The organism is Pseudomonas sp. Soil_N_39 (genome assembly GCF_057655955.1).
Map to the genome: position 1 here is coordinate 479,391 of NZ_JBDGLI010000002.1, position 11,498 is coordinate 490,888.

The 11,498-nt window shown below is 63.0% G+C and carries 13 protein-coding genes; 5 read left to right on the forward strand and 8 right to left on the reverse strand.

Annotated features, from left to right (window positions below; genetic code table 11):
• Positions 1 to 150: 150 nt before the first annotated feature.
• The gene (locus AC3A5O_RS04535; protein ID WP_122567396.1) at positions 151 to 762 is read right to left on the reverse strand and encodes a C40 family peptidase; all 612 of its coding nucleotides are present in this window, start codon (positions 760 to 762) and stop codon (positions 151 to 153) included.
• A 250-nt stretch (positions 763 to 1,012) separates the two neighbouring features.
• Between AC3A5O_RS04535 and AC3A5O_RS04540 the strand changes: the two genes are divergently transcribed.
• Positions 1,013 to 1,441 carry an NINE protein gene (locus tag AC3A5O_RS04540; RefSeq protein WP_305491275.1) on the forward strand — a complete coding sequence of 143 codons (429 nt, stop codon included), beginning with the start codon at positions 1,013 to 1,015 and terminating at the stop codon, positions 1,439 to 1,441.
• Between the two features lie 123 nt (positions 1,442 to 1,564).
• Here the strand turns inward: AC3A5O_RS04540 and AC3A5O_RS04545 are convergent, their stop codons facing one another.
• From AC3A5O_RS04545 to gshB, 7 genes are all read right to left on the reverse strand, one after another.
• The gene (locus tag AC3A5O_RS04545) at positions 1,565 to 2,836 is read right to left on the reverse strand and encodes a dihydroorotase (protein WP_487752886.1); all 1,272 of its coding nucleotides are present in this window, start codon (positions 2,834 to 2,836) and stop codon (positions 1,565 to 1,567) included.
• Positions 2,833 to 3,837, reverse strand: coding sequence for an aspartate carbamoyltransferase catalytic subunit (locus tag AC3A5O_RS04550; RefSeq protein ID WP_003177495.1), 1,005 nt, complete (start codon positions 3,835 to 3,837; stop codon positions 2,833 to 2,835). Before AC3A5O_RS04550 ends, AC3A5O_RS04545 begins: the two co-directional genes overlap by 4 nt.
• 24 nt (positions 3,838 to 3,861) lie before the next feature.
• On the reverse strand, positions 3,862 to 4,368 hold the full coding sequence (gene pyrR, locus AC3A5O_RS04555; protein WP_305468751.1) for a bifunctional pyr operon transcriptional regulator/uracil phosphoribosyltransferase PyrR: 507 nt from the start codon (positions 4,366 to 4,368) through the stop codon (positions 3,862 to 3,864).
• Positions 4,369 to 4,453: 85 nt separating this feature from the next.
• Positions 4,454 to 4,891: a Holliday junction resolvase RuvX gene (gene ruvX, locus AC3A5O_RS04560; RefSeq protein WP_039590497.1), complete on the reverse strand. Its 438-nt coding sequence runs from the start codon at positions 4,889 to 4,891 to the stop codon at positions 4,454 to 4,456.
• Complete coding sequence (locus AC3A5O_RS04565; protein WP_018609528.1) at positions 4,891 to 5,460, reverse strand: YqgE/AlgH family protein; 570 nt, start codon at positions 5,458 to 5,460, stop codon at positions 4,891 to 4,893. Before AC3A5O_RS04565 ends, ruvX begins: the two co-directional genes overlap by 1 nt.
• A gap of 214 nt (positions 5,461 to 5,674) precedes the next feature.
• Positions 5,675 to 6,571 (reverse strand): energy transducer TonB, encoded by an 897-nt coding sequence (locus AC3A5O_RS04570; protein WP_122567390.1) that lies wholly within the window; start codon positions 6,569 to 6,571, stop codon positions 5,675 to 5,677.
• A gap of 76 nt (positions 6,572 to 6,647) precedes the next feature.
• Positions 6,648 to 7,601: a glutathione synthase gene (gene gshB / locus AC3A5O_RS04575; RefSeq protein WP_053188919.1), complete on the reverse strand. Its 954-nt coding sequence runs from the start codon at positions 7,599 to 7,601 to the stop codon at positions 6,648 to 6,650.
• Between the two features lie 224 nt (positions 7,602 to 7,825).
• Here gshB and pilG point away from each other — a divergent pair, with 224 nt between their 5' ends.
• The 4 genes from pilG (at position 7,826) to AC3A5O_RS04595 (ending at position 11,481) form a co-directional block, all read left to right on the forward strand.
• Positions 7,826 to 8,254, forward strand: coding sequence for a twitching motility response regulator PilG (gene pilG / locus AC3A5O_RS04580; protein WP_122567389.1), 429 nt, complete (start codon positions 7,826 to 7,828; stop codon positions 8,252 to 8,254).
• Positions 8,255 to 8,299: 45 nt separating this feature from the next.
• Complete coding sequence (gene pilH / locus AC3A5O_RS04585; protein WP_003206465.1) at positions 8,300 to 8,665, forward strand: twitching motility response regulator PilH; 366 nt, start codon at positions 8,300 to 8,302, stop codon at positions 8,663 to 8,665.
• A 10-nt stretch (positions 8,666 to 8,675) separates the two neighbouring features.
• Positions 8,676 to 9,215 (forward strand): chemotaxis protein CheW, encoded by a 540-nt coding sequence (locus tag AC3A5O_RS04590; protein WP_122567388.1) that lies wholly within the window; start codon positions 8,676 to 8,678, stop codon positions 9,213 to 9,215.
• A 205-nt stretch (positions 9,216 to 9,420) separates the two neighbouring features.
• Positions 9,421 to 11,481 carry a methyl-accepting chemotaxis protein gene (locus AC3A5O_RS04595; protein ID WP_122567387.1) on the forward strand — a complete coding sequence of 687 codons (2,061 nt, stop codon included), beginning with the start codon at positions 9,421 to 9,423 and terminating at the stop codon, positions 11,479 to 11,481.
• The last annotated feature ends 17 nt before the right edge of the window (positions 11,482 to 11,498 follow it).

Sequence of the window (11,498 nt, forward strand, 5' to 3'; positions counted from 1 at the left end):
GGAGTTTGCAGCGTTTTTGCGGGTCCCATCGCGAGCAAGCTCGCTCCCACATTTGGTCTGAGGTGTTCACAAATTATGTGACCACTGAAGATCAAATGTGGGAGCGAGCTTGCTCGCGATGGGGCAGTCAGCCGCGACACAAATACCAGATCAGCGCTGAACCACGCGCAGTGCACCCGGTTCTTTCGGCAGAACTCGCTTGGCGACCACGTAATGAGTGTTCCAGTACGGCTTGTTCAGCGTGTCGATGGTCACCGACTTGCCGCGGCGCGGGGCGTGGATGAAGCGGTCGTTGCCCAGGTAGATGGCCACGTGGTTGACCCGGCGGCTCTTGAGCTTGAAGAAGATCAGGTCGCCAGGCTTGAGGTCCTTGCGCTCGACTTTCTCGCCATGGCCGGCGGCCATCGCGTTGGACGTGCGCGGCAGGTCGAACGTGGCGTCGTTGAACGCGTATTTCACCAAACCACTGCAATCGAAACCTTTACTTGGGCTGCTGCCGCCCCAACGATAGGGTGTGCCGAGAACATTCACGGCGCGGCTCAGGACATTGCTGGTCGTCTTGGTTGCCATGGGTGGCACCAGTCGGCTGCGGGCGGTGCTCACGCGCTGGACGCTTTGCTTGTTCTTGCTCGAAGGAGCAGAAACATGGGATTTCGGGGTATAGCCGTTGACGTTGGGAAGACGTTGCTCACGATTGGTGGCGTGGGCGGCCAGGGGCAATAATAGGCAGATGGTTAGCCATGTCTTGAAAAATGGACGCATTAGGCAGGGCTCTTAAAGGTTAGCGCGCAACTTTATAACAGCTTTTTTTGCGATTCCGAGGCCGTTTGTCGATTCGAAACCTGGCGCCAACCCCCCATAATTGCGACAAGTTGACCCGATTGTCCGACAGAAGCCAGACACCACGGGGGTTTCCTTGGTTCAAAGTCGCTCAGGACCGCTTGTCGGCGAGACACAAAAAAGTCACAAAAAGTCCGAACAAATTTTTCTATCGAGGCAAAAGAGGCCATTCATGAACAGCTATCAGCAGGACGCAATCCGCGATACCCACAGCAAAGTCATTGGCTACCTGCTGTGGATTTTCGGTTTCACCGGCGCTCACCGCTTCTATTACGGCAAGCCGGTCACGGGTACGATCTGGTTCTTCACCTTCGGCCTGATGGGCATAGGTTGGCTGATCGACCTGTTCCTGATCCCGGCCATGGATCGCGAAGCGGACCTGCGTTTTACCCCAGGGCCGATCGAGTACAGCGTGGCGTGGATTCTGCTGACGTTTCTCGGGGTGTTGGGCGTACACCGGATGTATCAGGGCAAATGGCTCAGCGGGATTATCTACCTGCTGACCGGCGGGGTGTTTTTCCTTGGGGTGCTGTATGACTTCTGGACGCTGAACGATCAGGTTTCGATTCGGAATGCGCAGAAACGTGGGGCGTTCCAGTAAGACCGAGTCGCCTGCATCGCGAGCAAGCTCGCTCCCACACTGGATCGAGGTGTTCACAGATCATGTGTTCACCGAAGATCCCCCTGTGGGAGCGAGCTTGCTCGCGATAGGAGCGGCGCGGTATCAGGCCTGGTGAGTAATCCGCCCATCCATCAAGGTGTAGCGCACCACCCCCGGCAGGCTGTGGCCGAGGAACGGGCAGTTGTCGCCCTTGGAACGCCAGGCTTCACCGGCCACGGTGGACGCGGCTGGGTCGAACAGCACGAGATCCGCTGCCGCGCCAACCGCCAGTTTCCCCGCCGGCAATTGCAGCGCCTGGGCCGGGCCGGCGCTCAGGCGCGCCAGCAAGGTCGGCAGGTCCAGCAAGCCATCTTCCACCAGCGTCAGGGCCAGCGGCAGCAGCAGTTCGACGCTGCTGATGCCAGGCTCGGTGGCGCCGAACGGGGCCAGCTTGGCGTCGCGTTCGTGGGGTTGGTGATGGCTGGAGATGGCCGAGATCACCCCGGACTTCACTGCCTCGCGCAAGCCGTCGCGGTCGGCGCGGGTGCGCAGCGGCGGCTGGACGTGGTAGACGCTGTTGAAGCCGATCAGCGCTTCGTCGGTCAGGATCAACTGGTACAGCGCCACATCGGCGGTCACCGGCAGGCCACGAGCCTGGGCCTGGGCGATCAGCGCCGCGCCGCGGGCACTGGTCAGTTGGCTGAAGTGGGCGCGCACGCCGCTTTGTTCCACCAACAGCAGGTCCCGGGCCAGGGCCACGGTCTCGGCGGTTTCCGGAATGCCCGGCAGGCCGAGGAAACTGGCGGTCGGGCCTTCGTGGGCCAGGCCACCTTCGGCCAGGTCGTGGTCCTGGGAGTTGAAGATCACTGTCAGGCCGAAGGTTGCTGCGTATTCCAGGGCTCGGCACAGAGTGCGGGTGTTGCGGAAACTGTTCAGGCCGTTGCCGAACGCCACACAACCGGCGTCACGCAGGGCGATGAGCTCGGCCAGTTGCTCACCGTCGAGGCCTTTGCTCAGTGCGCCAATCGGGAAGACCTTGGTGTTGCCGGCTTCGCGGGCGCGGTCGAGGATCAGTTCGGCCACGGCCGAGGTGTCCAGCACCGGTTTGGTCTGCGGCGGGCAGCACAGGCTGGTCACGCCACCGGCAGCGGCGGCCCGGGTTTCGCTGACGATACTGCCTTTGCGGCTGTAGCCCGGTTCGCGCAGGGCGACGTTCAGGTCCACCAGGCCGGGAGCGGCCACCAGGCCTTGGGCGTCGAGGATGTCGACCGCGACAAAACCCGTCGGCGCCGCGCCAAGGGCGACGATCTTGCAGGCATCGATATGAATGTCGGTCACTTGATCCAGGCCACTGGCTGGATCGATCACGCGTGCGCCGAGAATGCTGAGCTTCACTGGGCGTTCTCCTGGTCGAATTGGCGCTGGGCCGTTTGCCCGCTCATGGCCATGGACAGTACGGCCATGCGGATGGCGATGCCGTAGGTCACCTGGTTGAGAATCACCGAGTGCGGCCCGTCGGCCACCGCCGACTCGATCTCCACGCCGCGGTTGATCGGCCCCGGGTGCATGACGATGGCATCCGGCTTGGCCCCGGCCAGGCGCGCCGTGGTCAGGCCGAACAGGCGGTAGAACTCGCCCTCGCTGGGCAGCAGGCCGCCGGTCATGCGCTCGCGTTGCAGGCGCAGCATGATCACCACATCCACATCCTTGAGGCCTTCGGTCATGTCGGTGTAGACCTTCACGCCGTATTGCTCGACGCCGATGGGCAGCAGGGTTTTCGGCGCGATCACGCGGATGTCCGGGCAGCCAAGGGTCTTGAGGGCCAGCATGTTCGAGCGGGCCACCCGCGAGTGCAGGATGTCGCCGACGATGGCTACCGACAGGTTCTCGAAGCTGCCCTTGTGCCGACGGATGGTCAGCATGTCGAGCATGCCCTGGGTCGGGTGGGCGTGACGGCCGTCGCCGCCGTTGATGATCGCCACTTGCGGGCACACGTGCTCGGCAATGAAGTGCGCAGCGCCGGAGTCGCCGTGACGCACGACGAACATGTCGGCGGCCATGGCTTCGAGGTTGCGCAGGGTGTCGAGCAGGGTTTCGCCCTTGCTCGCCGAGGACGTGGACACGTTGAGGGTGATCACGTCCGCCGACAGGCGCTGGGCCGCCAGTTCGAAGGTGGTGCGGGTGCGGGTGGAGTTTTCGAAGAACACGTTGCACACGGTCTTGCCGCGCAGCAACGGGACTTTCTTCACCGCCCGGGCGCCGACTTCGAGGAACGAGTCGGCAGTGTCGAGGATTTCCGTCAGCAGCTCGCGGCGCAGGCCGTCGAGGGACAGGAAGTGCCGCAGCTGGCCCTGATCGTTGAGCTGCAGCGGGCGCTTGGTTTCGAGAGGCGTCATCGCGATGGACTCTTACAAGGGCAGTTAAAGGGCAAGGTCTTGCAGTTCGAGTTGCAGCGGCGACGGCCCGGAGAGCTTGACCCGCTCATGGGCGGCCAGCGTCAGCGTCGCACCGACCACGTTCGGCCGGATCGGCAGCTCGGCGGCGTCCAGATCCAGCAGGCATACCAGTGTCACGCTGGCTGGGCGGCCGTAGTCGAACAGTTCGTTCATAGCGGCGCGGATGGTCCGGCCGCTCATCAGCACGTCGTCGATCAGCACCAGGTGCTGGCCTTCGATCTCGAACGGCAGCGCCGAGGGGCGTACTTGCGGGTGCAGGCCGTTCTGGCTGAAGTCGTCGCGGTAGAAGGACACATCCAGGGTGCCCAAGGGCGATTGGCTGCCCAGTTCATCGAGCAAGGCCTGGGCGACCCAGACGCCACCGGTGCGAATGCCGATGTAGCGCGGTTCGCTGATGCCGCGTTGTTCCAGGTGTGCCGTGAGACGAATCGCCATCTGGCTGATCAGTTCGGCAGGATTGGGCAGGCTCATGCTGGCTCCTTCAGGTTCCCGGGCCGGTGGTGAGTGGCGCGGCTTATCGCTAAAAGAAAGCGCCTTGGCGGCGCTTTGTAAAAAATCAGGTTTCAAACAGGGCGGTGTTGGCGTCGAGCCAGCCTTGCAGGAGCAGGGCGGCCGCGATGGCGTCCACCGGATTGTCGCGGTAACTGCCTTTCTGCCCGCCGCGCACCAGGCGCTCGCCCTTGGCCTCGAAGGTGGTCAGGCGCTCGTCATGGGTATAGAAGGGCAGGTTGTAGCGGCCATTGAGTCGGCGGGCGAACTTTTCGGCGCGCAGGCACATGTCACTGGGTGTGCCGTCCATGTTCAGCGGCAGGCCGACCACCACGGCATCGGGTTTCCACTCCTTGATCAGCGCTTCGACCTGGTTCCAGTCCGGAACGCCATTCTGCGCCTTCAAGGTGCACAACTCGCGGGCCTGGCCGGTAATGACCTGGCCGACCGCTACGCCGATCTGTTTGGTGCCGTAATCGAAGCCCAGCAGCAAGCGCAGGGCCATCAGGCGTGTCCTGCCTGGCTGGTGAGCAGGCTGAGGTTGACCCCCAACCGGCTGGCCGCCGCTTCCAGGCGCAGTTCGCTGCTGGTGTTGAACAGGATGTCGGCGTCGAACGGGCAAGTCAGCCAAGCGTTGTCGGCCAGCTCGGCTTCCAGTTGCCCGGGTTCCCAGCCGGCATAGCCGAGGGCAATCAGGCTTTTTTCCGGGCCGACGCCGTCGGCGATGGCGAACAGCACGTCCTGGGAGGTGGACAGCGACACGCCGTCCAGGTCCACCGTGGCCTGGTATTTGGGACCCGACGGATGGAGCACGAAACCGCGGTCGGTCTGCACCGGGCCGCCGATGAAAATCGGCACATGCTGGCACAAAAGTGGCGGTTCTACGTCGGGGCGCAACTGCTCAAGAATGTCCGCCAGGTTCAGCTCCTGCGGGCGATTGATCACCAGCCCCATGGCCCCATTGGCCGTGTGCTCGACGATGTAGGTCAAGGTATGGGCAAAGTTCGGATCGGCCATGTGCGGCATGGCGATCAGGAAGTGATGCTTGAGGTAGGTGGGGCTGACGTTTTTCATAGGCGCTAGTGTGGCGGCGCAGGGCCGAACTGACAAGCTGGGGATGTGCAGGAAATGCCTCGATCTGGAAGGCGACACCGATCAAATGTGGGCTGTGTGGGAGCAAAGCTCGCTCGCGATCCAGGCGCTGCGGTCCTCAAGAGACCGCGGCGTTTTCATCGCGGGCAAGCCTTGCTCCCACAAAGCCCGCTCCCACAAGGGGATTGGCGGTGGGTCAGTTACTGGACAGGCGATCGCCCCGGGCGAACTTCCAGGTGCGGATGATTTCCAGCCGGTCGATGTCCGACAGGTCCCCGGTAAACGGTGCGAACGGTGCCGCCAGGCGCACGATCCGCTGGGCGGCCTGGTCCAGCAGCGGCTGGCCGGAGGATTCCAGTACCAGCACTTCATACAACGAGCCGTCACGGTTGATCGAGACCATTAGCCGCAGGTTGCCGTAGATCTGCTTGCGTCGCGCTTCGTCGGGGTAGTTGAGGTTGCCGATGCGCTCGACCTTCTTGCGCCACTCGTCCTTGTACCAGGCCCCCTTGTCGCGCATGGTCGAGGCGGCGCTCAGGCGGTGGATGCGCGGGCGCTTGGCGTAGAGCTGTTGCTCCTGGGCCAGTTCGGCTTCCAGGCTGGCGATGTCGCTGGACAACTGGGAACTGTCGAAAGTCGGTGCCGGGGCCTTGGGCTTGGGGTCGGGCTTGACCTCTTCCTTGACCGGGGCTTTTTTCGGCTTCGGCGCCACGGTGGTCACGGCCGCCTTGGGTGCCGTCTCCTGCACTTCGGGCTTGGCCGCTGGCGGCGGGGTGACTTTCTGCACCGTGTTGTCCTGGAATGGCGCGATCTCGGTGGTCTTGGGAATCGCCTTTTTTTCCAGGGTGCCGCTGCCTTGCTGGTTTTCCTGGGCGAGGAAATCGGCCTTCTTGGGCTTGGTCTCGCTCTTGAAGGTGGCCAGGGTAATTTCCAGGGTCTGGCTGATCTGCTTGGGCTCGACCGTGGCAAACCCGACGCCCAGCAGCAAGGCCAGGTGGATCAGCGCCGCCAGGAACAGGGTAAAACCGAGGCGATCAGCCGGGCGCACGCCACGATGGGCGAGCTCTAGGGGCAGATCGGACGGAAGTGTCATGACAAGGAAACCAACATCGCGTTTTTTTCAGGCCGGGCATGATAACGCAATGTGGGTTTCCTTCAGCAGATCTGGATCAACGAGCCTTGAGCTTCTGATCGATGGCATCCATCAGCATGCCGCCGATGTCCGTGCCAAAGGCGTTGTCGATCTCGCGAATGCACGTCGGGCTGGTGACGTTGATTTCCGTCAGGTGCTCGCCGATCACGTCCAGGCCCACGAACAGCAGGCCTTTCTCGCGCAGGGTCGGGCCGACCTGGGCGGCGATCCAGCGGTCCTTCTCGGTCAACGGCCGCGCCTCGCCACGTCCGCCGGCCGCCAGGTTGCCCCGGGTTTCGCCAGCGGCCGGGATACGCGCCAGGCAATAGTCCACCGGTTCGCCGTCGATCATCAGGATGCGCTTGTCGCCATCGACGATGGCCGGCAGGTAGCCCTGGATCATGATCTGCTGCTGGCCGTGCAAGGTCAGGGTTTCCAGGATCACCGACAGGTTCGGGTGGCCAGCTGTGTGCCGGAAGATCGAGGAGCCGCCCATGCCGTCCAGAGGCTTGAGGATCACGTCGCCGTGATGGTCGGCAAATTCGCGCAATACGTCCGGGCGACGGCTGACGATGGTCGGCGGCGTGCACTGCGGGAACAGCGTGGCGAACAGCTTTTCGTTGCAGTCGCGCAGGCTCTGGGGCTTGTTGACCACCAGCACGCCGGCGTTTTCCGCTTGTTCCAGCAGGTAGGTGGAATACACGAACTCCATGTCGAACGGCGGATCCTTGCGCATCAGGATCACGTCCAGGTCGCTGAGCAGTGCGTCGCTTTCGTCGCCCAGCTCGAACCACTTCTCAGGGTTGGCGAAGACCTTCAGCGGCTTCATCCGCGCCCGTGCCTGGCCTTCGGCCTGGTAGAGGTCGCGCTGCTCCATGTAGAACAGCTCCCAGCCGCGCTTCTGAGCGGCCAGCAGCATGGCCAGCGAGCTATCCTTTTTATAGGAAATGCTGGCGATAGGGTCCATGACAATGCCGACGCGTACGCTCATGGCTTGGTTCCTCGAAAAGTGATGGGCACATAATGGCGTGAAAAAGTGGCGTCAGAGTGGCGCCCGGAAGTTTGGCGGTCAAGGAAAAACCACCGCGCCGAGCGGCCGATAGATCGGCGATGGAGACTGTGCTAAAAAGGCTGCCATGTGACGTGCGGGCCTTGAACATCAAGGGTTTGCGCTGTCGATCACACTTACGCGTTAAAAATCGGTTCGCAGTGGCAATGGCAGAGCATCTCACGCAGCAACCCAGCGCCTTGAAGGTCATGGTCATCGACGACTCGAAGACCATCCGCCGCACCGCCGAAACCTTGCTGCGCAACGTGGGCTGCGAGGTGATCACGGCCATCGACGGTTTCGATGCCCTGGCCAAGATCGCCGATCATCATCCGGGCATCATCTTCGTCGACATCATGATGCCGCGCCTCGATGGCTACCAGACCTGTGCCCTGATCAAGAACAACAGCGCGTTCAAGGCCACGCCGGTGATCATGCTGTCGTCCCGGGATGGGTTGTTCGACAAGGCCAAGGGGCGCATCGTCGGTTCCGATCAGTTTTTGACCAAGCCGTTCAGCAAGGAAGAACTGCTGGGAGCGATACAGGCCCATGTCCCGGGCTTTGCCGCTGTCCAGCCGCACCAGGCACATCAATGACACTCGGCCAACGGGCCTGGGGTCGACAAGAAAATGGGGAACACCATGGCACGAGTTCTGATCGTCGATGATTCGCCGACTGAAATGTACAAACTGACCGGCATGCTGGAAAAGCATGGTCATCAGGTCCTGAAGGCCGAGAATGGCGCCGATGGCGTGGCCCTGGCCCGCCAGGAAAAACCCGACGCGGTGCTGATGGACATCGTCATGCCCGGCCTCAACGGTTTCCAGGCCACGCGCCAGTTGACCAAGGACCCGGACACCGGTCATATCCCGGTGATCATCATCACCACCAAGGATCAGGACACCGACAAGGTCTGGGGTACGCGCCAGGGGGCGAAGGACTACCTGACCAAGCCGGTGGACGAAGAAACCCTGATCGCGACCTTGAACAAAGTACTGGCGGGTTGACGGCGCGGCCATGAGCCAATCCCTGACGGCCTTCGAGCTGCTGCTGCAGATCGACCGGCGTTGCCGGCTGCTGGGGGCGGACCTGCCTTCCCAGCCGACCCACCGCGTTGGCTGGAGCGGCATCGGTTTTCGCCTGGGCGAGCACTGGTACGTGGCGCCGATGGGCGAAGTCAGCGAAGTGCTGCACGAGCCACGTCACACGCATTTGCCCGGGGTCAAGCCGTGGGTGCGTGGCGTGGCTAACCTGCGCGGGCGCTTGTTGCCGTTGATGGATTTGTGCGGGTTCTTCGGCCATGAGCTGTCCACCGTGCGCAAGCAGCGGCGGGTGCTGGTGGTGGACCACGACGAGGTGTTCGCCGGGTTGCTGGTGGACGAGGTCCTCGGGCTGCAGCACTTTGCCCAGGACAGCCTGGAACCGCTCCTGGTGGACGATCTCGACGGTCCGGAGGCGGCCTTCGTCCAGGGCCGGTTCGGCGGCGAGCGCGAGTGGCAGGTGTTCAGCCCGTTTGCCCTGGCGCGGTCGCCGGGGTTCATGGATGTGGCGATTTAACAAGAGACAGCGCAGGCCCCTTGTGGGAGCGAGCCTGTGGGAGCAAAGCTTGCTCGCGATGGTGGCGCCTCGGTTGACGAAAAACTGTGTCGCTCTCATCGCGGGCAAGCCTTGCTCCCACAGAGCCACACTGATTGAGCAGGCTGCACAACACTACAGTTAGTTAATAGCAGTGAGTTGGACTGGGCAGCACAGGCGAGAACCGATGATCAAAGCAAAAACAGGCAAGCCACTGGAAGCGTCGCGCAGTCGTTCGCAGATCATCGTGCTGTTCGTCGCACTGATCGTCTTCATCATGCTGCTGTTCGCCAACTTCGCTTACCTCAACACCCAATCCACCTACGACAAACAGTACATCGGCCATGCCGGTGAGCTGCGGGTGCTGTCCCAGCGCATCGCCAAGAACGCCACCGAGGCCGCTGCCGGCAAGCCCGCGGCGTTCAAGCTGCTGAGCGACGCGCGTAATGACTTCGCCCAGCGCTGGGGTTACCTGAAGCAGGGCGACCCGGTGACCGGCCTGCCGCCTGCGCCCGCCACCCTGCGCCCGCAGATGCGCGCCGTGCAGCTGGATTGGGAGCGCCTGCTCAAGAACACCGATGCCATCCTCTCCAGCGAGCAGACCGTGCTGTCACTGCACCAGGTGGCGGCGACCCTGGCCGAAACCGTGCCGCAGTTGCAGGTCGAGTACGAAAAAGTCGTCGAAATCCTGCTGCAACGTGGCGCGCCGGCCACCCAAGTGGCCATGGCCCAGCGCCAGTCGCTGCTGGCCGAACGGATTCTCGGCGCGGTGAATACCGTGCTGGCGGGGGACGAAAACGCCAGTCAGGCCGCCGACACCTTCGGTCGCGACGCGGCGCGTTTTGGCCAGGTGCTCAATGGCATGTTGCAAGGTGACCCGGCCCTGAAGATCTCCCAGGTCCAGGATCGCGATGCCCGGGCGCGGCTGAGCGAAATCAGCGAGCTGTTCGAGTTTGTCTCGGGCTCGGTGGATGAAATCCTCGAGACCTCCCCGGAGCTGTTCAAGGTCCGCGAATCGGCGGGCAACATCTTCAACCTGTCACAGACCTTGCTCGACGAGGCTTCGCACCTGGCCACGGCCTTCGAAAACCTCGCCGGCGGGCGTTCCGTCAATACCATCGGCGGTTATGTGCTGGGGCTGATGGCGCTGATGTCGATCATCCTGATCGGGCTGGTAATGGTCCGTGAGACCAACCGCCAGTTGCACGAAACCGCGGAAAAGAACGAGCGCAACCAGAACGCGATCATGCGGCTGCTGGATGAAATCGAGGACCTGGCCGACGGCGACCTGACCGTCACGGCCTCGGTCACCGAGGATTTCACCGGCACCATCGCCGATTCCATCAACTACTCGGTGGACCAGCTGCGCGATCTGGTGGCGACCATCAACCTCACCGCCGGCCAGGTCGCCGCCGCCGTGCAGGAAACCCAGGCCACGGCGATGCACCTGGCCCAGGCGTCCGAGCACCAGGCCCAGCAAATTTCCGAAGCTTCGACTTCAATTAATGAAATGGCCCAGTCCATCGACCAGGTCTCGGCCAATGCCGCCGAATCGTCGGCGGTGGCCGAGCGCTCGGTGGAGATTGCCAACAAGGGCAACGAGGTGGTGCACAACACCATTCATGGCATGGACAACATTCGCGAACAGATCCAGGACACCGCCAAGCGCATCAAGCGCCTGGGTGAGTCATCCCAGGAAATTGGCGACATTGTCAGCCTGATCGACGACATCGCCGACCAGACCAACATCCTCGCCCTCAACGCCGCCATCCAGGCGTCCATGGCCGGGGATGCCGGGCGCGGGTTCGCGGTGGTGGCCGATGAAGTGCAGCGCCTGGCCGAGCGTTCTTCGGCGGCGACCCGGCAAATCGAGACCCTGGTGCGGGCGATCCAGGCCGACACCAACGAAGCGGTGATTTCCATGGAGCAGACCACCACCGAAGTGGTGCGCGGTGCGCGGCTGGCCCAGGATGCCGGCGTCGCCCTGGAAGAGATCGAAGGCGTGTCCAAGACCCTGGCGGCGCTGATCCAGAGCATCTCCAACGCGGCGCAGCAGCAGACCACCTCGGCGGGGCAGATTTCCTTGACCATGAACGTGATCCAGCAGATCACCACGCAGACTTCGTCGGGCTCCACCGCCACGGCTGAAAGCATCGGCAACCTGGCGAAAATGGCCAGTCAGCTGCGCCGTTCGGTGTCGGGGTTTACCTTGCCGGCGAAGCCTTCGGTCGAGGAGGACAAAGCGTGACCAACCGGATCCATCCG